Raw genomic sequence first — 25,941 nt, forward strand, 5'->3', positions numbered from 1 at the left:
GGATCGCCGTTGACGTCGAGAAAGCCTTTCGGATTCGAGTACAGCATGTACCGGTACGGCGCCAGCCCGCGAAAGGCCTGCGAATAGCGGTAACCGTCATCGGTGATGTAGTAGTGCGTGGTGTAGATGCGGTTGGTCGCGTTGTTGGTATTACCCGAGAACGAGTAGCTGAACAGGCGGCCGTTGATGTCGGTCAGGCTGGTGACGCTCGAACGCACCGCGACGTCCCACATGGTCGTATCGCTGGTGGTGCCGAAGTACACGCCATAGATGCCGGTGGTCGGCGCCTGGTAGTGGCAGGGTATATAGCCGTTGGTGACCGTGGCCGAGCCATCTGCACTGTTCGGCCCTGCCAGTTCGGCGTTGCGGCTGGCAATGTTTCCGCCGGTGTTGCCGCAGCCGGTGCCGGAGAGCGTCAGGCCGCTGCCGAGCGAGGATGGATCTTCGAGGCCGGGCACGCCGAACCGCGCTTCCAGCGTCTGACCTCCCGACGGCGGAGCAAACAGCCGCAGCGCGTTGCGATTGCCGCTGGTGCCCAGCAGGATGTATTCGCCGCTCTGCGCGTACACGTAGAAAAACGTCTGCTGGCGGATCATGCCCATGAAGCGCGCGCTGGAATCGTTGTACAGCGTGGAGCGCACGGCGCTGGGATTGACGTTGCCCGCTTCGCCATTGAGATAACCCAGCGGGAACAGCGTGCGACTGCCTTCTGCGTGCGCAGGAATGCCGATCTGCCCGGCGATGGCGAATGCTGCGAAGGCAGCGAGTGTGCAACGGCGTACGAGGCGATCGATTCGCCGCAGGGGACTGGCGACGCAGCTCGATCCGCGTCGCGATTTCTTTCCGTCGTGATTCATTCAGCAGCTCTTGTTGTCGTTGGGCAGAACGCGCATTGCGACGGCCGTGCAACCACTGTGTCTCTGCGCCCATTGCGCCGGGGTGACGCAGGTCACGGCTGTCGTCGACAGCGGCGCGTTTCAGGGGACGCCTTAGTCGATTTCGCCATCCGTTGACCTGGCAATAGTGCGTCGGGCGTCGCATCGATTCGTCTTCGCCAAACGATCGAGATGAAGTCGAACAATGTGTTCCTTCCCCCGCGCAGCGGTGAGGAGGCTTTGCGGAACCACCCGTAGAGGTGGGAAGCTCTGCTGTGGGGCCGGCTTTCCCATGGGATTCCCTTCGGTCACAGCCGGCCTGAAAACAGTCAGGCTGAAGCCTGACCTACAGGAAGAAGCAGATCACTCTGCTGTGGGGCCGGCTTTCCCATGGGATTCCCTTCGGTCACAGCCGGCCTGAAAACAGTCAGGCTGAAGCCTGACCTACAGGAAGAAGCAGACTACGGTGTCGCGGACGCGCGGATATCGACCACGCCATCGCGGGCTTCGATGGCCGGCTCGTCCTGCTTGCCGCGATCCTCCGCATAGTTGCCTTCCGGGGGCGTGTCGCCGCTGAGGATCACCAGCACGACACGGCGATTGGCGTTGCGACCTTCCGCTGTCGCGTTGTCCTGCGCCGGCCGGTATTCGCCGAGACCGATGACGGCGAGGCGTGCGGGCTCCAGTCCGGTTTCCGTGAAGAGATGCACCACGCTCGCTGCGCGCGCTGACGAGAGTTCCCAGTTCGACGGGAAGGCGCGCGTGCTGATCGGGCGGTTGTCCGTGTGGCCTTCGACGCGGATCGGGTTGGGAAACGGCTTCAGGGTTTCGGCGAGCTGCTTCATGACGTTCACGGCGGCAGGCTCGAGCGTCGCGACGCCGCTGGGGAACAGGATGTCGGTGCGGATCTCCACCTCGACCCAGTGACCATGCCGACGCACCGCGATCAGGTTCTGGTCGACCAGCGTCGCCATCGCCTGTTCGACTTCGCGCGCGACGGTTTCGAGCTGCGCCACCGCCTCCGCGCTCTGTGTCGTTTCGGAATCGTAGGTGGTGTTGCTGGCGTGGCGGGCGTTCTTGCTCGGATCGCCCATGTTGATCGGGCTCGGTTCGAGCATCGAACGCGGCTGACCTTCCAGCATCGCCTGCTGCACGATCGTCATCTGGATGTCGGCACCCGAGCCGACGGCCTTCTCGCCCACCTGCACCGGCTGCAACGTGCGCGGCGAACCGCGGAACGCCGCGAACAGCGAATCCGACAGCACGCGATACTTGCCCTCGTTCACCGAAGAGATCGCGTACATCACCACGAAGAACGCCAGCAGCAGCGTCAGCAGATCCGCATAGGGGATCGCCCACGCTTCGTGGTTGGTGTGCTCTTCGTGTTTGTGGCGGCGGGACATGGGGACAGGCGACAGGCTACAGGCGACAGGCGACAGGCTGGCGCAGACTGTCGCCTTCTGGCTGTAGCCTGTAGCCCGTCGCCTGTAGCCCGCTCAATGCAGATACCCCTGCAACTTCGACTCAATCGACCGCGGATTCTCCCCCTGCGCGATCGAGATCATTCCCTCGATCACCATCTCGCGGGCTTCGGTCTGGCGGGCGATGGCGACCTTGAGTTTGCTGGCGACGGGCAGGAAGAACAGGTTGGCGAGGCCGATGCCGTAGATGGTTGCGGTGAACGCCGCAGCGATGCCGTGACCGAGCTTGCTCGGATCGGCGAGGTTCTGGAGGACGGCCATGAGACCCAGCACGGCGCCGATGATGCCGAGCGTCGGCGCATAGATGCCCATGCCTTCGAACACCTTGGCGCCGCGCAGATCGGTCTGTTCGCGCACGTGCATGTCGACTTCGAGAATGCTGCGGATGACGTCGGGTTCGCTGCCGTCGACGACGAGCTGCAGGCCCTTGCGCACGAACTGGTCGCTTTCGCGTTCGATGATGGGCTCGAGGCCGAGCAGGCCCTGTTTGCGCGCCGTGTTGCTCCACTCGACCATCTTGCGGATGAGTTCGGCGCGCCGGTTGGCGGGCGGACGAAAGATCCACGGCAGAATGCGGCCCGCATCCTTCATGACGGCGAGCGGCGTCTGGATGCAGATCGCGGCGATCGTGCCGACGATCACGATCATGAACGCAGCCGACGACACCAGCGACGCCAGTCCGGCGCCCTTCAGGATGGCGCCGATCAGCAGCGCACAGGCCGCGAGGATCAGACCGATGACACTGAGAACGTCCATCGCTTAGTAAGCTCGATCCCTCACATGCCCAGGCCGGACAGCAGCGCGTCGACGTCGTCCTGATCGCCGACCGCCGGACCGTGATCGACGCCCGGAACCACGGGGCCGAAACCGCGCGACGCCGCCGGCGCATCCGCGCCCGCCTCGCTCGCTCTCGGACCGCCCTTGGACAGGCGCACCAGTTCGACCAGCGCCGTTTCGAGTTCGCCGACGAGTTTCATCACGCCGCGAATGATCTGTCCCGACAGATCCTGATAACCCTGCGTCAGCAGCACTTCCGAAAGATTGCCGCGCACCTTGCCCATGTCCGCGCTCGCGGATTCCAGGAACACGTCCATGCGCTGCACCATCTGGCCGAAATCCTTGACCGCGATGCTGCGCGCGCGGAAGCGACGCCACATTTCCACGATCTCCGCAGCTTCCTTCGCGGTGCGATCGGCCAGCGGCGCGCATTGCTCGACCAGATCCATCGTGCGATGCGCAGCCTCGTCGGTCATCTTCAATACATGGTCGAGCCGCAGCTTGGCGTCCGGCACTTCCTTCTCGGCCAGATCGACCAGGCGCGAATCGACGCTGAAGCGCACCAGTGCCGACTGCAGATCCGCGGTCAGCTTGCGCAGTTCGCCGAACAGGCTGCGTTCGCGCTGTTCGACCAGCGAGTCGAGTTCGGCATAGAACGTCTTTTCATCGCCGGCCGCGAGCGCGCCGGCCAGCGCGGCGATGATGGGGCCGAATTCTTCTTGGAGCTTGGGGGAAGTCATTGGAAAACCTTGGGCTGCGGGCGACTGGCGACTGGCTGCTGGCCGGAGACTTCTGGCCGGAAGCCAGTCGCCAGCAGCCGGCGCGCCTCCTTACGCCGCCCTCGCTTCCAGGATCTTGTCGATCTTTTCCTTCAGCGTGACCGCAGTGAAAGGCTTGATGACGTAGCCCGTTCACGCCGGCCTGCGCGGCTTCGATGATCTGTTCGCGCTTGGCTTCCGCGGTGAGCATCAGCACCGGCATCTTGGCGAGCTTCGCGTCGGCGCGAACGGCCTTGAGCAGGTCGAGGCCCGGCATGCCCGGCATGTTCCAGTCGGTGATGAGGAAGTCGAAGCTGCCCGCCTGCAGCATGGGCAGCGCGGTCTGGCCGTCATCGGCTTCCGTCACGTTCTGGTAGCCGAGATCGATCAGAAGGTTCTTGATGATGCGGCGCATGGTCGAGAAGTCATCGACCACCAGAAACTTCATGTCTTTGCTCACGTCCCGATCTCCAGATACCCGTTATGTCTCTGTTCAACTTGCACGATCGCGCCAGTGCGCGAGCCGTGCCTTCAACCGCACCAGCGCCTGACCGTGCAGCTGGCACACGCGCGATTCCGTTACCTTCAGCACCGCGCCGATTTCCTTCAGGTTCAGTTCGTCGTCGTAGTACAACGACATCACCAGCCGCTCGCGCTCCGGCAGTTCCTGGATCGCACCGATCAGCGCCGCGCGGAAGCCTTCTTCCGTCGCATCGAGGAAAGGATCCGCGCCCTCGTCCTCGATCCGGCCGATCAGCGAATCCTCTTCGCCGCTCGATTCATCCAGGCTCGCCACCCGGCAACTGGCCGCGTCCTGCGCGATGCGGTGGTACTCGTTGAGCGACACACCCATCTTGTCCGCGACTTCGGTGTCGCGCGCCTCGCGGCCGAACTCCGCCTCGATCTCGCGCATCGCCGCCGCGGCGGCGCGCGCCTTGCGATGCACCGAGCGCGGCGCCCAGTCGAGCTTGCGCAGCGCATCGAGCATCGCGCCACGGATGCGGATGCCCGCATACGTTTCGAAACTCGCCCCGCGGTCGGCCGTGTAGTTGGCCGCCGCTTCCAGCAGGCCGAGCATCCCGGCCTGGATCAGATCCGAAACTTCCACCGACGCGGGCAGGCGCCCCGCCAGGTGATAGGCGATGCGCTTCACCAGTTCGGCGTGACGCATCACCATCGCATCGGTCTCGCGATTCGGCTTCCCAGCCTTGTATGCCGCGACGCCGCTCATCGGACCACCTCCAGCCGGGCCTGCGGCCGGCGTACCAGTCGTTCCACGAAGAATTCGAGATTGCCCCGCGGGCCGTCCGGTACAGGCCACTTATCGGCCTTCAGTGCCAGTTTCTTGAATGCCCGGGTCGAGGGACTGGCGGGAAATGCGCCAATCACGGGACGCTGTTCACGGATTGAGCGACGCAGGTACGGGTCCTCGGGGATTTCCCCAACGTACTCGAGGGTGACATCCAGGAATTTGCTGGTGACCCGCTGCAGTTTTTCGAACAGGTGATCGCCCTCGCCAGGCGCGCGCGCCATGTTGGCGACGACCCGGAACCGGTTCACACCGTGATTGCGGCTCAGGACTTTCACGAGCGCGTAGGCGTCGGTCATCGAGGCCGGTTCGTCGCATACGACGAGCAGCACGTGCTGCGCCGCCTGCGAGAACTGCACCACGCTGTGGGAGATGCCGGCCGACGTATCGACGATCAGCGTGTCGACGCGCGAGTTCAGCGCACTGAATGCCTGGATGAGACTCAGGTGGCCCGCTTCGGACAGGTTCGCCATGTCGGCCACGCCGGAGGCGCCGGGCACCACCTGCACGCCATGCGGCGATTCGAGAATGATTTCTTCGAGCGAGCGCTCGCCCGACAGCACGTGCGCCATCGTGTGTCGCGGCGACATGCCGAGAAACACGTCGACGTTCGCCAGCCCGAGGTCGCCGTCGAGCAGCATGACCCGGCGTCCGGTCGTCGCCAGTGCCGTCGCGAGATTGACCGCGACGCTGGTCTTGCCGACCCCGCCCTTGCCGCCGGTCACCGCGATGACCTGCACCGGGCCGGGATGTACCGATCTGCGCAGACCGGCTGTTTGCATTGATTCCATTGATTTGGAGATCCTATGAGTGACGAAGGTCACGGAAGTCACGGAAGTGACGAAGATGAAGACGGAAGCGATCCGCCTTCGTCACTCTCGTCACTTTCGTGACCTTCTTGACCTTGCCTTTCATCACGCCATCACATGCGCCACGGCGCCGAACCTTCGCTGCAGCAGATCCTCATCCGCCGTTGCACCCGCCTTGCGCGACAGTTGCACCGCACGCGCCACGAGTTGGTGAGCGCGTGCGGCCGAGAGATCCTCGGGCACGCGCTGGCCGTCGCTGAGATAGGCCAGCGGCAGCTGCGCGCGGATCAGCGTCGAGATCGCGCCGCCGAGACTCGTCGCCTCGTCGAGCTTGGTGAGCACGCAGCTTTGCGGTGCTGCCGCGGAGAATCGTTCGACCGCTTCCTCGATCGCGCCCGCCTGCGCCGCACCCGACAGCACCAGCGTGCTTTCGAGCCGCGGATGCGCCGAAGCCAGCGCCATCAGTTCGCCGCGCAGACGTTCGTCGCGCTGACTGAGACCGGCGGTGTCGATCAGCACCAGCCGCTTGTCGGTCAGGTGATCCAGCAGTTGCGGCAGTTCGCGCACGCTCTCGATGCCGTAGGCCGGCACGCCCAGCAGGCGGCCGAGCGTGTGAATCTGTTCCTGCGCGCCGATGCGCACCGAGTCCGCCGAGATCAGCGCGAGTGACCGCGCGCCATGCCGCATCACCCAGCGAGCTGCGAGCTTTGCAATGAGTGTCGTCTTGCCGACGCCGGTCGGTCCGACCATGGCGACGATGCCGCCATGATCCAGCCAGCGTTCTTCCATCGTGGCGATGCGGCGCGACAGCTGCGCGATGGCGAGCCGCTGCGCCTCGTCGGTTTCCAGCCGCCCCGGCATCTGCGCGACCAGTTCGCTGGCGAGATCGCTGGCGAGTCCGAGTTCGGTGAGCTGCTTGAGCAGCGCGATCTGCACCGGCGCGCGGCGCGACAGGTCGTTCCACGCCAGCGTCGCGAACTGCGTTTCCAGCATCTGTCGCAGCGTGCGCAGTTCTTCGCCGACGGCGGCGGGCTGCCCCGCGACGAGTTCATCGAGTTCGCTGCGCATCTCGTCGCGTTTCTGGCGCGGCGCGAACGACTCAGCCGCCGGCTTGCGCGGCTGCGCCACAGGGCGCTCGCCCTGCGCACGCACCGACATCGCCGCCGCGATCTGCGCGGCGCGCGAGTGATAGCTCTCGCGGCCGATGTCGTAGTCAGTCATCGCCGCGGCCGGCGCCTGCGATACTTCGCTCACCGACACATCCGGGTCATAGTCGACCGCCGCCACGACCTCGACGCCGCCGGCAATGCGCTTGCTCGACAGGATGACCGCATCCGGTCCCTGCGCATCGCGGATCAGCGCGAGCGCCTGGCGCATGTCGGGGGCGCGGTAGGATTTCATTTTCATCGCGGGAACCCCAGGCGACAGGCCACAGGCCACAGGCGACAGGCGACAGGCCGGAGCAAGGACGTGCTCTCGGAGCCGAAAGGTTCAATGTGTTTCGTCACGCGTAATACCTGTACAGCCTCAAGATTCTTCCGGCTGTGGCCTGTCGCCTGTCGCCTGTCGCCCAATGATTCGCTGCGCGAATCATCACCGACCCACCGCCGTCACCAGCCTCACCTTCCGGTTGTCCGGAATCTCGTTCCACGCCAGCACGTGCATGCTCGGCACGACCGAACGGATGAAGCGCGCCAGCGTCTGGCGCAGTTGCGGCGGCACCAGCAGCACGGCGGGTTCGCCGGTCATTTCCTGGCGCTGCGCGGCTTCGGCGAGACGGCGCTGCATGCGTTCGGCGAGGCCGGGTTCGAGGCCAGGCGTCGCGGCGTTGGCGCCGCCGAGCGAATTGCTCAGCAGCTGTTCGAGATCGGGTTCGAGCGTGATGACCGGCAGCTCGGTCGACATGCCGGCGATGTCCTGCACGATCTGGCGGCCGAGCGCGACGCGCACCAGCGACTGCAGCTGCAGCGGGTCCTGCGTGCGGCCCGCGTGTTCGGCGAGGGTTTCCACGATCGTGCGCATGTTGCGGATCGGTACGCGTTCGCCGAGCAGGCCCTGCAGCACGCGCACGACGGTGCCGAGCGGCAGCAGGCGCGGCGTGAGATCTTCGACCAGCTTCGGCGCGCTCTTGGCCAGCGTGTTGAGGAGCTGCTGCACTTCCTCGTGGCCGAGCAGTTCGTGCGCGTGCGTCTGGATGACGTGGCTGAGATGCGTGGCGATCACGGTGCTGGCATCGACCACCGTGTAGCCCAGCGTCTGGGCGTGATCGCGCATGCCGGGTTCGATCCACACCGCATCCATGCCGAAGGCGGGATCGCGCGTTTCGATGCCGGACAGCGCACCGAACACCTTGCCCGGATTGATCGCGAGTTCGCGTTCCGGATAGATGACGCCCTCGCCCACCGGCACGCCGGCGAGATTGATGCGATAGGCATTCGGCGACAGATCGAGGTTGTCGCGGATGTGCACGGCCTGCACCAGGAAGCCGAGATCCTGCGTGAGCTTGCGGCGCACGCCCTTGATGCGCGCCAGCAGATCGCCGCCCTGCGACTTGTCGACCAGCGGCACCAGTCGATAGCCGACTTCGAGACCGATGATGTCGACGGGCTGCACGTCGTCCCAGGTGAGTTCGCGATTTTCCAGCGACGGCACGGGCGCAGGCGGCGCTTCGACTACCGGCGCCGGCGCCTGCAGCGAACGCTTGTGCAGGAACCACGCGGCACCGCCGCACGCAGCCGCCATCATGAGGAACGGCACGTTCGGCATGCCGGGAATCAGGCCCATGACGCCGAGCAGTCCGGCAGCGACTGCCAGCGCGCGCGGATGGCCGAAGAGCTGTTTCGCCACTTCGCCGCCCATGTCCTGCGCGCCGGACATGCGCGTGACGATGATCGCGACCGCGGTCGAGAGCAGCAGCGCAGGAATCTGTGCGACGAGACCGTCGCCGATCGTCAGCAGCGTGTAGACGCGCGCCGCATCCTTGAAGCTCATGTCGTGCGCCATCATGCCGATGGCGACGCCGCCGAGGATGTTGATGACCAGCACCAGGATGCCGGCGGTCGCATCGCCGCGGACGAATTTGCTGGCGCCGTCCATCGAGCCGTAGAAGTCCGCTTCCTGGCGCACTTCGGCGCGACGCACGCGCGCCTCTTCCTGATTGATGAGGCCGGCGTTGAGATCGGCGTCGATCGCCATCTGCTTGCCGGGCATGGCATCGAGGGTGAAGCGCGCGCTGACTTCGGAGATGCGGCCCGCGCCCTTGGTGACGACGACGAAGTTGATGATGGTGAGGATGGCGAACACGATCACGCCGACGGCATAGTTGCCGCCGATCACGAACTCACCGAAGGATTCGATGACCTTGCCGGCGGCATGCGAACCAGTGTGGCCGTGCAGCAGCACGACGCGGGTCGAGGCGACGTTCAGTGCGAGGCGCAGCAGCGTCGCGAGCAGCAGCACGGTCGGGAAGACGCCGAACTCGAGCGGCCGCGCCACGTAGAAGACGGCCATCACGATCACCAGCGACAGCGCGATGTTGAACGTGAACAGCACGTCCAGCGCCAGCGGCGGCAACGGCAGCACCACCATCGCCAGCACGGCGAGCACGCCGACCGGCACACCGATGCCGGAGCGGATCAGAGCGCCGAAGTTGAGGGCTGGAGCGTTGGCGGCCATGTGTGAAGTGCGTCGAATTTCCGTCGCGTCATTGATCTGACGCTCAGGGGGATATCTGCAAACGGCAAGCCACGCGGGTTTTGGCGAAGCGGGCTTTCTTCACAGTTTGGGAAGGCGGCGGGGATTCCCTTTCTGTCCCCTCCTCCGCGAAGCGGGGAGGAGGAGCGCGTAAGCGCGACGGAATCCCCCGGAGAGGGGAGAGGGTCAGGGTGGGGGTCTTAAGAGGGTGCGCACGACACCGTGAGCGCCGGGGCCGAAAGGCTTTGCTGGAACGCCGTGAACCCATCCATGGGGGCTCCGGCGCGCGCATCCATGCGCGCGACGGTCCAGCAAAGCCTTTCGGCCCCGACACTCACTGCGGCGGTGGCAACGTCCAACGGCAAGAAGAAGAAGGAATGGGCTCTTCCTGTGGGTCAGGCTTCAGCCTGACTCCTCAGAAGGCCGGCTGAAGCCGGCCCCACAGGCAGAAGGCGCCGTTCACTCGGTCACATCGATGACGGGCGCTTGCGGCGGCCGGGCTCCAGCACGCCGCGCTGCTTTCAGCTGGAAGATATAGGTAAGCACCTGCGCCACCGCAACATACACCGACGCCGGCACTTCGCCGCCGATATCCACATTCTTGTAAAGCACCCGCGCCAACGGCGGCGCCTCGAAGATCGGCACCGCATGTTCGGTACCGATTTCACGGATCCGCGCCGCGACCAGGTCGACACCCTTCGCAACGACGATCGGCGCGCGCATGCGTTTCTCGTCGTACTTCAGCGCGACGGCGAAGTGCGTCGGGTTGGTGACGATCACATCCGCCTTCGGCACGTCCTGCATCATGCGCTGGCGCGCCATCTGCTGCTGCAGCTGGCGGATGCGGCCCTTCACTTCCGGCGAGCCCTCGCTTTCCTTCATCTCGCGCCGCACTTCTTCCTTGGTCATCTTGAGCTGCTTGGCGTATTGCCAGAGCTGGTACGGCACGTCGACGCCGGCGATCAGCAGCATGCCGCAGGAAATCAGGATCAGCGCGCTGCCGCTCAGGGTGAAGGCATGCATGATTGCCTGCGCCGTGGGCTCGCGACCCAGGCCCAGCAGTTCGGCGGTATCGCGCCACAGCACCAGGGTTGCGATCACGGCCACGACGCCGAACTTCGCCAGTGCCTTCATCAGTTCCACGACGCTGCGCATCGCGAACATGCGCTTGATGCCCGACAGCGGGTTGAGCCGGTTGAACTGCGGCATCAGCGATTCGGTGCTGAAACTCCAGCCGCCCAGCGCCAGCGGCGCGAGCACGGCCACCAGCGCCAGCAACCCGAAGATCGGCAGGCACGCGATGAGTCCATCGAGAGCAGCGTTGGTCAGCGACGGCACGATCTGCGTCGCATCCATCGACTGTTCGCGCGTCAGCGTCAGCCCGCGCCGCATGAGCGAATGGATGTCGCCGCCGAGCTGGCCGCCCATCGAGGACAACGCGATGCCGCCCGTCATCAACACGGCCGCCGCACTCAGATCGCGAGAACGAGGAATTTGCCCTTTGCGGCGCGCCTCCTCCAGGCGCTTGGGAGTCGCGCTTTCGGTTTTTTCCTGACCGTCTTCGTTTTCGGCCATGGGGAGCTACCGCGAGGGGACAGACGACAGGCGACAGGCGACAGGCGACAGCCAGAACGCGACTGCTCCTCTGACTGTAGCCTGTAGCCTGCAGCCTGTAGCCTGTAGCCTGTTCTTCATTGCCCCAACAGTCCCTGTATCAACCCAAACGCCTCGCCCAGCGCGCCGACAAACGTCGCCTGCACCGCCGGCAGGCCGATATAGATGATGATCAGGCCGAAGATCAGCGAGATGGGGAAGCCGACCGCGAACAGGTTCAGCGACGGCGCGGCGCGGCTCATGACGCCGAAGGCCAGGTTCACGACCAGCAGCGCCGTCATGCCGGGCAGCGCCACCATCACGGCGCCGCTGAACAGTTGCGATCCCCACGCCACGACATTCCAGAGCTGTTCGGAGCCGAGTCCCTGCGCGCCGCTCGGCAGCGTGGTGAAACTCTGCGCCAGCAGCTCGATCAGGCGCAGATGGCCGTTGAGCGCGAGGAACGTGAGCGTGACGAGAATCATGTAGAGCTGACCGAGCACCGGCGTGCCCACGCCGCGCAGCGGGTCGACGTTGTAGGCAAATCCCAGGCCCATCGTGTTCGACAGCAGCTGCCCGCCCATCGCCAGCGCATCGAAGATGAGCTGCAGCACGAACGCGACGGCGACGCCGATGATGATCTGCTGGACCGTGGCGATGACGCCTTCGATGGAAAACGGCGTGATCGCAGGCACGGGAATCAGCGGACCGATGATGATGGCGACCGCTCCCGCCAGCAGCAGCCGCACGCGCGCCGGCACGAAGTTCGCGGCAAACACCGGCGCTGCGAGAAAACACGCACCGATCCGGATGAACGGAAAGAAGTACTGGACGAACCAGGCTTCGAGTTGGCCGGAGGTGAGGGAGAGCATGGGGAGAGAGGGGACAGGCGACAGGCGACAGGCTACAGGCGACAGCCAGAGAAGCGTCGAGGTTCTGGCTGTAGCCTGTAGCCTGTAGCCTGTAGCCTGTAGCCTGTAGCCTTCTTCATCCGATCAACCCCGGTATCGACTCGAACAACTCCCGCGTATAGCTCACCATCACCTTGAGCATCCACGGTCCCGCGATGACCAGCGTTGCGGCCATGCCGAGCAGCTTCGGGATGAACGACAGCGTCATTTCGTTGATCTGCGTCGCCGCCTGGAACACACCCACCAGCAGACCGATGAGCAGCGCGGCCAGCAGCATCGGCGCAGCGAGCAGGATGGTGATTTCCAGCGCGCGCTGGGCGACGGTCATTACGGTTTCGGGAGTCATGGTCGAGAAACGGACAGGCAGCGGCGACAGGCGACAGGCGACAGGCGACAGGCAGAACCTCGGCGCTCCTCTGGCTGCAGCCTGTCGCCTGTAGCCTGTCGCCAGTAGCCCATGCCCCTACACATAAAAACTCGCCGCCAACGTCCCCATCACCAGCGACCAGCCATCCACCAGCACGAACAGCATCAGCTTGAACGGCAGGGAGATGAGCACGGGCGACAGCATCATCATGCCCATCGACATCAGGACGCTGGCGACCACGAGATCGATGATCACGAAGGGGATGAAAATCAGGAAGCCGATCTGGAACGCGGTCTTCAGTTCGCTGGTGGCGAACGCCGGGATCAGGATGCGCATCGGCACGTCTTCGGGCTTCTCGAAGCCCTGGCCGCCGGAGATGCGCACGAAGGTGGCGATGTCGCTTTCGCGGGTCTGGTCGAGCATGAAGCGCTTGAGCGGCACGCTTGCACGCTCAATCGCAACATTCGCATCAATGGTGCCCGCCATGTAGGGCTGCACGGCCTCGGTGTGGATGCGATCGATCACCGGACCCATGATGAACAGCGACAGGAACAGCGACAGGCCCATGATCACCTGGTTGGGCGGCGACTGGCCGGCGCCGAGCGCCTGACGCAGCAGGCCGAGCACGATCACGATGCGCGTGAATGAAGTCATCATCAGCACGATGGCCGGCAGCATCGTCACTGCCGTCATCAGGATGAGGATCTGCAGCGTCAGCGAATAGGTCTGGCCGCCGTTCGGATTCGTGGTGACCGTGACGGCGTCGAGGCCGGGCGCGGCGGCGGAGGCCAGGCACGGCAGCAGCGCCAGCAGCAACGGCAGGCAGCGTTTGAAGAGGGAAGAAGTCATTTGAGTCCGAGACTGCGGCGCAGGATGGCGGCGAAGTCGACGCCCGGATGGCCCCCACCCTGCCCTCCCCCGGCGACCGGGGGAGGGTTAGGGAGGGGGCCAACCGGCGCAGGCAACACATGCAGCAGATTCACCTGCTGCTGCGTCACTCCCAGCAGCAACTGCTGCTCACCCACCTGAATCACCACCGCACGCTCCTTCGGCCCGAGCGCCGTATCAGCAACGATCCGGATCGCACTGCCGCCGAACCGACCGAAGCCCTTGAACTTGCGCACCAGCCACGCGGCGACGAACACCAGCGCCAGCACCAGCGCCAGCGAGAACGTGACCTGCAACAGCGAGCCTGCACTCGTCGGAGAGACGTGTTCGGTGGCCTGCGGCGCGGCGAAGGGTTTTTCGGCTGCGGAAGCGGAGAGAGCGACGAAGGTCACGGAAGTCACGAGGGCAAGAGCGCGCTGCGTCAGCGCACCGCCCGTTCTTTCGACCCTCGTCGCCTTCATGACTTTCATCACTTCAGCTTCTTGATCCGCTCGGCCGGCGAAATCACGTCCGTCAGCCGGATGCCGAACTTCTCGTTCACGACGACGACTTCGCCGTGCGCGACCAGCGTGCCGTTGACGAACACGTCGAGCGGCTCGCCCGCGGCGCGGTCCAGTTCGACCCCCGAGCCCTGGTTGAGCTGCAGCAGGTTGCGGATGGGAATGCGGGTGCGGCCGACTTCCATCGACAGCGTCACCGGAACGTCGAGGATGACTTCCAGGTTGACGTCACGCGATGCATCGCCGGTGCCCTTGTCCTGCAGGTCGCCGAATTCGGCGCGTGCTGCAGCATCGGATGACTTGGCGTTCATGAGTGTTTCCGTGAAAGAAGGTGATCAGATCTTGTTGACGAGCAGCGTTTCCAGAATCTTCGGCTTGAAGCGGCTGACGCGTTCTTCGATCTGCACGGCCTGCTGGCCATGCGAGAGGCCGAAGGTACCGCGGAAGATCGGCACGTCCTCGGCCAGGACGGTCGCGCGCCCCGCGAAATCGCAGGGAATGATGTCGCCGGGCTGCAGATCCATCAGCTGCTGCATGGTCAGCTTGCCGCGACCCAGCAGGGTCGAGAGCTCGACTTCGGCATCTTCGATTTCTTCCCGGAGCGCGATCGCCCAGCGTTCGTCGTGCTCGACGCGATCGCTCGCCACACCGGCATCGAGCAGTTCGCGCAGCGGTTCGATCATCGCGTAAGGCATGGTGATGTGGATCTCGCCGCCACCACCGTCCAGTTCGATGTGGAAGCTCGTCACCACGACGATTTCCGTCGGGCTCACGATGTTGGCGAAGTGCGGATTGATCTCGGAATTCAGGTATTCGATGTCGAGCTTGGCCACGTGCGACCAGGCTTCCTTCACGCCGGCGAAGACATGCTTCAGCAGCATGTGGATGATGCGGTTCTCGGTGGCGGTGAACTCGCGGCCTTCGATCTTGGCGAAGCGGCCATTGCCGCCGAAGAAGTTGTCGACGACGGTGAAGACGAACTTCGGATCCAGCACGATCAGCCCGGTGCCGCGCAGCGGCAGCACCCGCACCAGGTTCAAGCTGGTGGGAACGTGCAGCGAGTGCACGTACTCGCTGAACTTCTGCATCTTGATCGGCGCCACCGCCACTTCCGGCGCGCGGCGCAGCATGTTGAACAGGCTGGTGCGGAACAGGCGTGCGAAGCGCTCGTTGATCATCTCGAGCGTCGGCATGCGGCCGCGCACGATCCGCACCTGGTTGGTGAAATCGTAGTTGCGCGCCTCGCCGGGCGTTGCGTTGTCTTCGGTCTTGACCGCGCCGCTGTCTACGCCATGCAATAGCGCATCGATTTCGTCTTGGCTGAGTACGTCTTGGCCGGACATAAAAAGTAGTGAGTGACGAGGGTGACGAAAGTTACGTATGTGACGAGGGTGAGGATCCGGACTGTCTTGCCTTCGTGACTTGCGTGACTGACGTCACCCTCGTCACTTCTCTTCCTTCACTGCATCACGAAACTCGTGAAGTAGAGCTGTTCGACCTTCGCGCCGTCGCCGCCCTGCGTGGTGATGACATTGCGGACCGCCTCGAGCGCCTTGGTGCGCAGCTGCTCCTTGCCTTCGGCCGTGCTGATCGTGTCGTACGTCTGCGTGCCGAACAGCATCAGCAGGTCGTTGCGGACCATCGGATCGTGCTGCTTGACCAGATCGGCCACCACGACATCGCGCGTCATGACTTCCACCGAGACCTGCAGGAAGCGCATCGCACCGCGCGACTCGAAGTTCGAGACGAAGGGCGGATCGAGCTTGACGTAGGTCGGCGGCAGCTTGGCCTTCGCCTGCTTGTGTTCGGCATCCGCCGTTGCTTCATCACCCTTCTTGCCGGTCATGAAGTAGACGCCCGTGCCTGCGGCGCCGGCCGCCAGCACGGCCACCAGGATCACCATGAACATTTTCGACCCTGAACGCGGGGCGGGAGCGGCGACGGCTTCGGACATCGACAGGATCCTCGACGAATGACTGCCCCTTGATTAGCAAGGCGCGTGCCACGGATCGCGAGAGTGCGCCAAATGCCTTTAAAACAAGGGTTTCAGCGCTTCCGTCGAGTGTGAACTGTGCACGTGCGCCGGAAAGTTGGCGCAGCGAGTGTGACGATCAGCACACTGTTCTCTTCCCTCCTCTGTGGGTCAGGCTTCAGCCTGACATCTTCAGGCCGGCTAAAGCCGGCCCCACAGGAAGAGGAGGAGTGGTCAGACGTACTCGTCGACCAACCCAAGGCGCGAGGCGATCTGAACCGACGTGACTTCCGTCTCACTCCCGCCGCCCAGCGGGTCGTTCATCGCGCCGGTGGACGACTGCCGCGACTGCTCGCGCGGCGCATCGTGATGCACGCCGGCATCCGCCAGCGACAGCCCCTGCGAGGCAAACAGTTCGCGCAGACGCGGCAACGCCTGTTCGATCGCTGCACGCGTATCGGCGTGAGCCGATCCGAACCACACCGACGCCTGATCGTCGCGCACGGCAATGCGCACTTCGAGCGGCCCCAGGTGTTCGGGATTCAGGCGCAACGAGGCCGAATGCTGGCCGCGCTCGCTCATCAGCATCATGCGGGTGCTCAGTTCATCGGCCCACTGCGAGCTGCCGACGGTGCTGTGCAGGGTGCGCGTCGGACCGGGATCGGGAGCAGCAGTGATCCGCAACTGCTGCGATACATCGCTCGACAGGTGCGGCTGCTGCGATCCCGTCGTCGCTGCGTCCGTCTGCTGGGTATCGACGCCATTCGCGGCGTCGAGCAGGGTCTTCGCGAGCGTCGCATCCGCGGCAGCGGACGAGGCTTTCGGCGTCGACGTCGCAACGGCCGCGATCCCGGCGTCGGCCCCCTGCCCCTGCGGCGGCTGCGTCACTGGCAATGTGACCACCGGCACCGGGACGCCCGTGATCGCGGCGGCATCCTGCGCCGCCGTTTCAGTATCGACGTCGGTCTCCGTGGCCGCCGCCGGCGCCGCGGATTTGCCGCCCGTCTGCGCCACCGGCGCACCGAGCAGTTGCCCGAGCATGAGCAGAAAGTCGCCGGCAGCGACTTCGGTCGCCTGCGCGCCCGCCGAAGCCGGCGCCGCAGCGGCCGGAGCCGCGGGAATCGTGGGTGTGCTCATTGCGATCATCGCTCCGTCCGCGCTGCCTTCAGCAGCGCCCTCTCATCGATCTCGTTCTGTTCGCGTTTGTCCGCCGCCCGGCGCTCTTCGTCGCGCCACTTGTCGGCGACATGGTCGAGCGCCTTGCTGCGCTTCGCCGCTTCCTGCCAGCGCAGGCGCTCGGCATCACTGTCGTGACGCGTGCGACTCACGATGGCCCGCTGCTGGCGGATGGCATCGTTCAGTCGTGCCAGGAATGCCTGGTAATCCCGCAGTTCCGTCACGCCGATACCCGACGCAACTCGCCCGGTGTACTGACGCTGATAGTCGGCGGCGTAGCTCTCCAGATCCGACAGCTTCGCCTCGGCCTCGCGCTGGCTGCGCTCCGCGGCAGCTACACGCTGCGCCGCGCGACGCTCGGCGTCGTCGGCGAGGTTCTGGACGGGCTGCAATCGATCGGCGCGGCGCATGACTGACTCACCCAGCCCCGACCGCAAAACCGTCCTGTCCTTTCTTCTGCAGGTCAGGCTTCAGCCTGACTCTGAAGGCCGGCTTAAGCCGGCCCCACAGCGAGAGAAGCCGCAGCAACCGGCCGATCACTTCCCTTCCCTCGTCACCGCCTGCAACGCCGCGATACTCTCCTCGTAAGCCACCTTCTCCCGCATGTCCTGCTGCAGGAACTGCTGGATCGCCGGCCACTGCGCGATCGCCGCATCGATGCGCGGATCCGATCCCTTCTGGTACGCGCCGATCGCAATCAGATCCCGATTCTGCTGATACGACGACAGCGACTGCCGCAGCCGTCGCGCCATCGCACTGTGTTCCGCCGGCACGATCTCGTGCATGGCACGACTGATCGACGCTTCCACATCGATCGCCGGATACTGCCCCGCCTCCGCGATACGTCGCGACAGCACGATGTGTCCGTCGAGAATGGCGCGCGCCGAGTCGGCGATCGGATCCTGCTGATCGTCGCCTTCGGTCAGTACCGTATAAAAAGCCGTGATCGAGCCGCTGCCTTCGGCCCCGTTGCCCGCGCGCTCGACGATCTGCGGAATGCGCGCGAACACCGACGGCGGATAGCCCTTGGTCGCCGGCGCCTCGCCGATCGCCAGACCGATCTCGCGCTGCGCCTGCGCCACGCGCGTCAGCGAATCCATGATGAGCAGCACGCTCTTGCCCTGGTCGCGGAAGTACTCGGCGATGGCCGTCGCGCGCCACGCGCCGTGCAGACGCATCAGCGGCGGATTGTCCGCCGGCGTCGCCACGACGACGGCGCGATCGCGATCCTTGCGTCCCAGAATGCGCTCGACGAATTCCTTCACTTCGCGGCCGCGCTCGCCGATCAGCCCGACGACGATCACGTCCGCGCTGGTGAAGCGCGCCATCATGCCGAGCAGCACGCTCTTGCCGACGCCGCTGCCCGCGAACAGGCCGACGCGCTGCCCGCGGCCGACGGTGAGCACCGAATTGATCGCGCGCACACCGACGTCGAGCGGTTCACTGATCGGCTGGCGCGCCAGCGGATTGATCGGCACGCCGGTCAGGCGCACGCGATCCTCGCATTCGATCGGCCCCAGCCCGTCGAGCGGCTGCCCTGCCCCGTCGATGATGCGACCGAGCAAGGCCGGACCGACCGCCACCGTCTCCGCACCGACCCGCGGGATCACGCGCGCATTCGGCTTGAGTCCGTGGATGTCGCCGGTCGGCATGAGAAACAACCGGTCGCCCGCGAAGCCGACGACCTCCGCCTCGATCCGCGCGCCATCCGTCGCCATCACATCGCAACGATCGCCGACGGCCGCCTGACAACCCGACGCTTCGAGCGTCAGCCCGATCATGCGCGTCAGCACGCCTTCCACCGGCGGCGGCGGCACGCGCTCGACCTTGCGCTGGAGCTGGTCCAGTTGCTTCAGCCAGTTCGGTGCGCGGTTGGTTGTGGGGTTGTTCATGATTGAGAGACGGAAAATGGCCGCAAAAAGGCGCAAAGGTCACAAAGTGAAGAAGGATCTGTCTTCGACTTCCGATTACCTTGTGCGTTTTTTGCGCCTTTTTGCGGCTATTCCTCCGTTCTCGATTCCGCACGCTGCTCGCCGAGCATCGCACTCGCGACGCTGGCCATACGCGATTCGATGCGCGCATCGATCTGCGACGTCTCGGAAAGGACCATGCAGCCGCCGCGGCTCATCATCGGGTCCTCGGCGATGCTCCACGCGAGATCGCCGCCCGGCGCCGCGAGGTGTTCGCGCACGACGGCGGCATCTTCCGGATGCATGTGGATGCGGATCTGGCGTACCGAGGCCGGCAGCAGCGCGACGGTCTCGCGCATCACGGCGATGATCTGGGTCGGATCGGTGCGCAGTTCGCGCCGGATCACCTGCTTGGCGATCGACATGGACAGGCGCGCGAGCTGATCGGCGACTTCAGCGTCGAGTTCGTCGAGCGGCTTCGCAAGCTTGTCGAACACGGCCGACAGGCTCGCAACCCTGGCGCGGAGCTGTTCGATGACGGGCTGCATCTCGGCCTTCGCTGCCTTGAGCCCGGCCTCACGCCCCACGGCAAACGCCTCGTCGTGCGCGCGCTTTTCGATCGCTTCGAGCTCCGCCACCGTCGGCCCGGCGCGGCGCCCTTGTATCGCATTGCCGGACACGGTGGGCAGATCCCAGCGGGCGACTGCGGGGCCGGTCATACGAACTCATCTCCCTTGCCGCCGAACTGCACGGTGCCGGACTCCGCCATCTTGCGCACCAGCGCGATGATTTCCTTCTGTGCGGCTTCGACTTCGGACAACCGCACGGGGCCGCGCGATTCGAGATCGTCCTTAAGCATCTCGGCGGCGCGCTGCGACATGTTCTTGAAGATCTTGTCCTTCAGCGAATCCTCCGCACCCTTCAGCGCGATCAGCAGGCGCTCGCCCGGCACGGCGCGCAGCACTTCCTGCATGCCGCGGTCATCGATCTCTTCGAGATCGTCGAACACGAACATGAGGTCCTGGATCTTGCCGCCCAGCGGCTCGTCGACCTTGCGGATGTGATCGAGGATCGCGCCTTCCTGGCTGCTGTCGAGGAAGTTCATGATGTTCGCGGCCGTCTTGACGCCGCCGATGACGGAAGTCTTCAGCGCGCCGGTCTTGCCGGCGAACTGCTTCTCGATGACGTCGTCGAGTTCGTGCAGCGCGCTCGGCTGGATGCCGTCGAGCGTCGCGATGCGCATGATCACGTCGGCGCGCAGCCACTCGGGAAACTGCGCCAGCACGTCGGCGGACTGGTCGGGATCGAGATACGCCAGCACGATGGAAATGATCTGCGGATGCTCCTGGCGGATCAGCTCCGACACGGCGCGCGCGTCCATCCACTTGAGCGCTTCGAGACCCTTGCTGGAACGGCCGAACAGGATGCGGTCGATCACGCCCGCGGCCTTGTCCTCGCCCAGCGCGCCGATCAGCACCTTGCGCAGGTACTCATCGACGCCGACGCCGAGCGAGGTCTGGCTTTCGACCGTCGTCGTGAATTCCTGCAGGACATTGCTGACTTCCTTGCGCGAGATGTTCTGCAGCTGCGTCATGGCGGCGCCGATGCGCTGCACGTCCTTGGCGCCCATGTGCTTCATCACTTCGGCGGCTTCCTGCTCGCCGAGCGTCAGCAGAAGAATGGCCGCGCGTTCGGTGCCGCTGCGCTGCGCTGCTTTTTCCTGGCCGTTACTCACCGGTGTTCACCCACGTCTTGACGACCTGCGCGACCCGGCCCGGATCCTGCGCCACCATGCCGCGCGCCTGCGCGATCTGGCCTTCGTAGTCTATCGCCGGCGTGGCGCCGGTTTCAGCGGCCATCTGCGGCGCCGTGCCATCGGGCAGCGCGGGCGGCGCATAGACAGGCTTCGGCGGCGCAGGCAGCAGGCCGCGGATCAGCGGCCGCAGCACCACGAACACCAGCGCCAGCAGCACGATCAGCGCCGCGACGAGCTTGGCGATGTCGCGCAGCAGCGGCCGTTCCCACAGCGGAATCGTCTCCGGCTGGATGTCCTCGACGACGGTTTCGCCCTTGAACGAGGCGTTGACGACATTGACGCTGTCGCCGCGCGCTTCGCTGTAACCCACCGCGTCCTTCACCAGGCGCGTGATGTTCTCGATCTGTTCCGGCAGCAGCGCCGTCTCCGTCACCTTGCCTTCGGCATCGGTGCTGCGCAGGTTGTCGATGAGCACCGCCACGGTGATGCGCTTCAGACGACCGGCCGGCTGCCTGGTGTAGGCCACCGTGCGATCGATCTCGTAGTTGCGTGTCGCCTGCTTCGAAGTGTTGTCCGGCGGCGCCACCGTCGGCTGCTGCCCCGCAGCCGGCGTTGCGGCGGCATTCGGCGTCGCTGCGTTCGCGGCGGCTCCCGGCGGCAGCGCCACGCCCGGCGTCGGCGGCTGATTCGTGAGCGCGCCCGGCACGCCCTGCGGACCGGCGCCGTTGCGGCTGGTTTCTTCGGCGGTCTGTTCGCTGCGAATGATCTGGCTCTCGGGCCGGTACTGTTCGCGCGCTTCTTCCGTCGTGCTCATCTCGACGTCGGCCACGACCTGGGCGCGCACGCGTCCCGCACCGACCAGCGGCGCGAGCAGTTCTTCGATGCGATGCGTGTAGCGTTCTTCCATGTCGCGCGCGATTTCGAGCTGCTTGCTGCGCACGGCGAACTCGTCCTCGGCCTTCTCCGGCGAGGACAGCAGCCGGCCCTGCTGATCGACCACGGTCACCTGGCTCGATTCCAGCTCCGGAATGCTGGACGCGACGAGATTGACGATCGCCGTCACCTGCTCCTGCTCCAGCCGGCGACCCGGCTTCAGCTGCAGCATCACCGACGCCGACGACGGGCGCCGGTCGCGCACGAACGCCGACTGACGCGGCAGCGCCAGATGCACGCGCGCCGCGGCGACGGGCTGCAGGTTGGAGATCGTGCGGGCGAGTTCGGTTTCGAGCGCGTGCTGGTAGCGCGCGCCTTCCATGAACTGGCTGACGCCGAATCCCGGATCCTTCGACATCACCGAGAATCCGCCGTCGCCTTCCGGCAGACCCTGGCCCGCGAGCTTCAGCCGTGCGTCGTGCACGCGATCCGCGGGCACCGTGATCTCGCCGTTGTTGTCGAGCTTGTAGGGAATGCCGCTGGTCTGCAGCGCCTGCACGATCTGCGCCGAATCCTGCTGACCGAGATTGCCGTAGAGCAGCGCGTACGTCGGCTCCTTCGACCACAGCACGATGCCGACGCCGGCCGCGACCGCGGCCGCGATGCCGATGAGGATCAGCAACGGCTTGAGCTGCGGCGGAATGAGCGTGGGCCGCGGCAAGGCGAGGGCTTCGGCGCTCATGCTTCGCTCCCTGCCGGAGCGAAGCAGCTACGGGCAATGAGCAAGTAGCTGTGAGCCAGAACGTCGCACCTTGCGCCTTTACCGCCGATCACAGGGTATTTCCTCTCGATATTCATAGATTGCGTCAGTGCCTTCCGGCTCGCAGCTCGCAGCTCATCGCTACTCGCCCCGCTCAGATCGGCATGTTCATGATTTCCTGATACGCACTCACAAACCGGTTGCGCACCTCGGTGAGCGCGCGGAACGACACGCTGGCCTTCTGCATTTCGAGCATCACCTGCGGCAGTTCGATGCCCGGCACGCCGCGTTCGAACTGCGTCGAAAGCGACGAGGCCTTCTGCTGCGCCTGGTTGACCTGTTCGATGCCCTGCTTCAGCACGTTGGCGAAGGAACCGGGCGCAGCAGCATCCGGACGCACGCCGGCAACGGCCTGCGGCGCCTCCTGCATCTGACCGCCGACACCGCGCACCTGCGACTGCATCGCGCGGATCTGCGACAGCACGGCATCGATCTGCAACGAACTCATACTTCGACTCCCGCATCGCGCAGCTTCGCGAGTTTGTAACGCAACGTCCGCGCGCTGATGCCGAGGCGCTTCGCCACGGCCTGGCGATTGCCGTGGTCGACGCGCAGCGCATCGAGGATCAGGTCGCGTTCGGTGGCGTCGAGCGAGGTCGACAACACGCCCTGCTCCACGCTGCGCGCCGCAACGGGTGAACGCAACGGCTCAACTGACGCCGCTTCGACCTTCTGGCCAGTCGCCAGCCGCCAGTCGCCAGTGGCTTCCAGCTGCACATGCTCCGCCTCGATCACCGCCCCGCTGCAGAGAATCAGCGCACGCTGCATGACGTTGTCGAGTTCGCGCACGTTGCCCGGCCACGGATAGGTCAGCAGCAGATGCGCCGCGTCGGCGCTGAGCGCGGGAATGCGCTCGCCGGGACGGCAGCGCGAGGTCAGCAGGCGCATCGCCAGCGGCAGCACGTCGTCGCGACGCTCGCGCAGCGGTGACGTCGACAGCGGGAATACATTGAGCCGGTAGTACAGGTCTTCGCGGAAACGGCCCGCGGCCACTTCGGCGCGCAGATTGCGGTTGGTCGTGGCCAGCACGCGCACGTCGAGCGCGACCGGTGCGCGACCGCCGATGCGTTCCACTTCGCGTTCCTGCAGCACGCGCAGCAGCTTCGCCTGCAGGCCCAGCGGCATTTCCGTCACTTCATCCAGCAGCAGCGTGCCGTTCTGTGCCTGCTCGAATTTGCCGGCATGACTGGCATGCGCGCCGGTGAAGGCGCCGCGCTCGTGACCGAACAGCATCGCCTCCAGCATGTTCTCGGGAATCGCCGCACAGTTGACCGCGACGAAAGGCTGCGTCGCGCGCGGCGAACAGCGGTGAATGAATCGCGCCAGCACTTCCTTGCCGGTGCCGGACTCGCCGGCGATCAGCACCGTGCAGTCGCTGGCAGCGACGCGGCGCGCGAGGGCGGCCAGGCGCAGAGATTCGGGAGCGACGGCGACGAAGTCGACGGCTTGAGGCTTGGGGCCCGAGGCATGAGCCAGCGGGTCCGCGCTCGCGGCGAGCGCTTCCGGCTCGCGGCTCACGGCTCGCAGCTCGCGGCCTGTCTCATCTACATATGCGTTTGCGTTCATCACGGCACGGAAGGAGCAAGTTCTGTTCCAGTGCCCCGCCCGGGCTCATTTGCGATTCGATCCTGCGGACTCCATCACAGGTGGCAGGGTCCTGCCGTGTGATCCGTGTCCGCTGCGGCAACCGCTGGCCGCTGCCGCGTCAAACTTCTGTCGCCGCGGCCTCGTTGAGCATTTCGAACTTGCGCAGCTTTTCCACCAGCGTGGTACGACGCAGCTTGAGCAGACGCGCCGCATGCGCGACGGTGCCGCCGGCACGGCTCAGCGCCTGGCGGATCAGCGAACGCTCGATCTCGAACAGGTGATCGCGCAGGTCGAGCCCGCCCGCGGGCAGTTCGGCCAGCATCTCGTGGCTGGTCACTTCGGTGAGCATGTCGAGTGCCGCACGGTCGTCGATGGCGAATTCGTCGAGCACCGCGCTCTCCTCTTCTTCGGGCAGCGTCGCCACCTGCAGGGCCTCTTCGTCTTCGCGGCTCAGCAGGTCCTCGACCACGCCGGCCGGCCGGTACTTCGGCGGCAGGTCGGCAATGTCGACCTTGCGATTGGGACACAGGATCGACAGGCGCTCGATCAGGTTGCCGAGTTCGCGGACGTTGCCGGGCCAGGGATGCCGGTTCAGCGCTTCCATCGCGCGCCCCGTCAGTTCGATACGGCTGCGGCCTTCGGTGACGTTGCGGTTCGAGAAATCGCGGATCAGGAGCGGCAGATCCTCGATGCGCTCGCGCAGCGCCGGCATTTCGATGGGGAAGACGTTGAGGCGATAGAACAGGTCTTCGCGGAAATTGCCGCGGGCGATGGAATCTTCGAGATTGCGATGCGTCGCCGCGATGATGCGGACGTTGCAGCGGATCGGCGCGTGATTGCCGACGCGTTCGAAAATGCGTTCCTGCAGGACGCGCAGCAGCTTGACCTGCATCGGCAGACTCATGTCGCCGATCTCGTCCAGGAACAGCGTGCCGCCTTCGGCGATCTCGAAGCGGCCCTTGCGCGCGGCGATGGCGCCGGTGAACGAGCCCTTCTCGTGGCCGAACAGTTCGCTCTCCAGCAGCTCCGCCGGAATCGCGCCGCAGTTGATGGCGACGAACGGGCGCTGGCGCCGCGGGCTGGCATCGTGAATGGCGCGCGCCGCCAGTTCCTTGCCGGTGCCGGACTCGCCGAGGATCAGGACGCTGGAATCGTGCGCCGCCACCTGCCGGATCAGGCGACCGACGTCGCAGATCGCGGGCGAGTTGCCGGTCGGCATGACGACGTCGCCGGCTTCTTCGAGCGCGGCCTGCGAGGGCACGTGCAGCGCCTTCGCCAGTGCCTGGTGCCGGAACGGAAACGGCAGGCGGATGACGCGCGAGTGCCCGACGGCCGCAGCGAGCTGCTCCGCCGCCTCCGCCGAACCGTAAGCGACGACCGGGACGTCACCCAGCTGTTCGCGCAGCGCGGCGCCGAGTTCGCGCCAGTCCAGGGAATCCCCTACATCGCCCACCAGCAATGCCGGCGGCGAGGTGGGCGACTGGATCACCGCGCGCATCAGCGCCGAGTGATCGATGAGCAGCGGTTCGAGTTCCAGAATCTTCAGTACGGCAGCGACCTGCCCGGCCCGCTCGACGTCGCAGTCGTAGACGACCGCACGCTGCAGCGTTGTCATTCGCGTTCTTGCCGATTCAATCGAATTCATCTTCTTCCCCAGCGGTGCGCAGAATCTTCAGTGATTCCCTGAACCGCACGGCGCTCATCGTCATCGCGATGCGCGCGACATCATGCGGCTCGCGATCGATTCTGCTGTGGTGTCGCTGATGTCATATCAGGGGATCCCTGAACAACGGCTTCGCGTGAACTGCTGCCAATTTTTTGGCGCACGTGTAGGGGAAGCACTTAGTCGCGAGTGCGTGTTAGTGACGACATCGCGTGCAATGCAT

At 65.4% G+C, this 25,941-nt stretch carries 22 protein-coding genes and 4 pseudogenes; all 26 read right to left on the minus strand.

The window, feature by feature from the left end; all coding sequences use genetic code 11:
- Positions 1-857: pseudogene (locus V7D81_RS07550) on the minus strand (hypothetical protein); the annotation flags it as partial.
- Between the two features lie 479 nt (positions 858-1,336).
- Entirely contained in the window at positions 1,337-2,278 is a 942-nt protein-coding gene (gene motD, locus V7D81_RS07555) for a flagellar motor protein MotD (protein WP_324315538.1), read from the minus strand.
- Positions 2,279-2,371: 93 nt separating this feature from the next.
- Positions 2,372-3,112 carry a flagellar motor protein gene (locus V7D81_RS07560; protein WP_324315539.1) on the minus strand — a complete coding sequence of 247 codons (741 nt, stop codon included), beginning with the start codon at positions 3,110-3,112 and terminating at the stop codon, positions 2,372-2,374.
- Positions 3,113-3,132: 20 nt separating this feature from the next.
- Complete coding sequence (locus V7D81_RS07565; protein WP_324315540.1) at positions 3,133-3,873, minus strand: protein phosphatase CheZ; 741 nt, start codon at positions 3,871-3,873, stop codon at positions 3,133-3,135.
- Positions 3,874-3,963: 90 nt separating this feature from the next.
- Positions 3,964-4,339, minus strand: a pseudogene (cheY, locus tag V7D81_RS07570) (chemotaxis response regulator CheY).
- A gap of 45 nt (positions 4,340-4,384) precedes the next feature.
- Entirely contained in the window at positions 4,385-5,122 is a 738-nt protein-coding gene (locus V7D81_RS07575; protein WP_324315541.1) for an RNA polymerase sigma factor FliA, read from the minus strand.
- A complete protein-coding gene (locus V7D81_RS07580; RefSeq protein ID WP_324315542.1) occupies positions 5,119-5,982 on the minus strand; it encodes a MinD/ParA family protein in 864 nt (287 codons plus the stop codon). The genes V7D81_RS07575 and V7D81_RS07580 overlap by 4 nt, the downstream gene beginning before the upstream one ends.
- Positions 5,983-6,114: 132 nt before the next feature.
- Positions 6,115-7,416: a flagellar biosynthesis protein FlhF gene (gene flhF / locus V7D81_RS07585; RefSeq protein WP_324315543.1), complete on the minus strand. Its 1,302-nt coding sequence runs from the start codon at positions 7,414-7,416 to the stop codon at positions 6,115-6,117.
- A gap of 186 nt (positions 7,417-7,602) precedes the next feature.
- Positions 7,603-9,684, minus strand: a complete 2,082-nt coding sequence (flhA, locus tag V7D81_RS07590; protein ID WP_324315544.1) for a flagellar biosynthesis protein FlhA — start codon at positions 9,682-9,684, stop codon at positions 7,603-7,605.
- Positions 9,685-10,161: 477 nt separating this feature from the next.
- Positions 10,162-11,277: a flagellar biosynthesis protein FlhB gene (gene flhB, locus V7D81_RS07595; protein WP_324315545.1), complete on the minus strand. Its 1,116-nt coding sequence runs from the start codon at positions 11,275-11,277 to the stop codon at positions 10,162-10,164.
- 116 nt (positions 11,278-11,393) lie between these two features.
- Positions 11,394-12,167, minus strand: coding sequence for a flagellar biosynthetic protein FliR (gene fliR / locus V7D81_RS07600; RefSeq protein WP_324315546.1), 774 nt, complete (start codon positions 12,165-12,167; stop codon positions 11,394-11,396).
- A 115-nt stretch (positions 12,168-12,282) separates the two neighbouring features.
- Positions 12,283-12,552 carry a flagellar biosynthesis protein FliQ gene (fliQ, locus tag V7D81_RS07605; RefSeq protein WP_324315547.1) on the minus strand — a complete coding sequence of 90 codons (270 nt, stop codon included), beginning with the start codon at positions 12,550-12,552 and terminating at the stop codon, positions 12,283-12,285.
- Between the two features lie 117 nt (positions 12,553-12,669).
- A complete protein-coding gene (fliP, locus tag V7D81_RS07610; protein ID WP_324315548.1) occupies positions 12,670-13,422 on the minus strand; it encodes a flagellar type III secretion system pore protein FliP in 753 nt (250 codons plus the stop codon).
- Positions 13,419-13,922 (minus strand): flagellar biosynthetic protein FliO, encoded by a 504-nt coding sequence (fliO, locus tag V7D81_RS07615; protein ID WP_324315549.1) that lies wholly within the window; start codon positions 13,920-13,922, stop codon positions 13,419-13,421. Before fliO ends, fliP begins: the two co-directional genes overlap by 4 nt.
- An 8-nt stretch (positions 13,923-13,930) precedes the next feature.
- Positions 13,931-14,263, minus strand: a pseudogene (gene fliN / locus V7D81_RS07620) (flagellar motor switch protein FliN); the annotation flags it as partial.
- 33 nt (positions 14,264-14,296) lie between these two features.
- Entirely contained in the window at positions 14,297-15,304 is a 1,008-nt protein-coding gene (gene fliM, locus V7D81_RS07625) for a flagellar motor switch protein FliM (protein WP_324315551.1), read from the minus strand.
- Positions 15,305-15,420: 116 nt separating this feature from the next.
- Entirely contained in the window at positions 15,421-15,915 is a 495-nt protein-coding gene (locus V7D81_RS07630) for a flagellar basal body-associated FliL family protein (protein WP_324315552.1), read from the minus strand.
- Between the two features lie 252 nt (positions 15,916-16,167).
- Positions 16,168-17,070: a flagellar hook-length control protein FliK gene (locus V7D81_RS07635; protein WP_324315553.1), complete on the minus strand. Its 903-nt coding sequence runs from the start codon at positions 17,068-17,070 to the stop codon at positions 16,168-16,170.
- A 5-nt stretch (positions 17,071-17,075) separates the two neighbouring features.
- Positions 17,076-17,519 carry a flagellar export protein FliJ gene (gene fliJ, locus V7D81_RS07640; RefSeq protein ID WP_324315554.1) on the minus strand — a complete coding sequence of 148 codons (444 nt, stop codon included), beginning with the start codon at positions 17,517-17,519 and terminating at the stop codon, positions 17,076-17,078.
- Positions 17,520-17,645: 126 nt separating this feature from the next.
- The gene (gene fliI, locus V7D81_RS07645; RefSeq protein WP_324315555.1) at positions 17,646-19,001 is read right to left on the minus strand and encodes a flagellar protein export ATPase FliI; all 1,356 of its coding nucleotides are present in this window, start codon (positions 18,999-19,001) and stop codon (positions 17,646-17,648) included.
- Between the two features lie 107 nt (positions 19,002-19,108).
- Positions 19,109-19,738 (minus strand): flagellar assembly protein FliH, encoded by a 630-nt coding sequence (locus tag V7D81_RS07650; RefSeq protein WP_324315556.1) that lies wholly within the window; start codon positions 19,736-19,738, stop codon positions 19,109-19,111.
- Positions 19,735-20,754, minus strand: a complete 1,020-nt coding sequence (gene fliG / locus V7D81_RS07655; RefSeq protein ID WP_324315557.1) for a flagellar motor switch protein FliG — start codon at positions 20,752-20,754, stop codon at positions 19,735-19,737. Before fliG ends, V7D81_RS07650 begins: the two co-directional genes overlap by 4 nt.
- The gene (gene fliF / locus V7D81_RS07660; protein WP_324315558.1) at positions 20,747-22,390 is read right to left on the minus strand and encodes a flagellar basal-body MS-ring/collar protein FliF; all 1,644 of its coding nucleotides are present in this window, start codon (positions 22,388-22,390) and stop codon (positions 20,747-20,749) included. The genes fliG and fliF overlap by 8 nt, the downstream gene beginning before the upstream one ends.
- 172 nt (positions 22,391-22,562) lie before the next feature.
- Positions 22,563-22,916, minus strand: coding sequence for a flagellar hook-basal body complex protein FliE (fliE, locus tag V7D81_RS07665; RefSeq protein ID WP_324315559.1), 354 nt, complete (start codon positions 22,914-22,916; stop codon positions 22,563-22,565).
- A pseudogene (locus tag V7D81_RS07670) lies at positions 22,913-23,977 on the minus strand (sigma-54 interaction domain-containing protein); the annotation flags it as partial. The pseudogene V7D81_RS07670 and the gene fliE, both read right to left, overlap by 4 nt.
- 196 nt (positions 23,978-24,173) lie before the next feature.
- On the minus strand, positions 24,174-25,670 hold the full coding sequence (locus V7D81_RS07675; protein WP_324315561.1) for a sigma-54 interaction domain-containing protein: 1,497 nt from the start codon (positions 25,668-25,670) through the stop codon (positions 24,174-24,176).
- Positions 25,671-25,941 lie beyond the last annotated feature (271 nt).

The organism is Povalibacter sp., from assembly GCF_036735925.1.
Lineage (GTDB): Bacteria > Pseudomonadota > Gammaproteobacteria > Steroidobacterales > Steroidobacteraceae > Steroidobacter.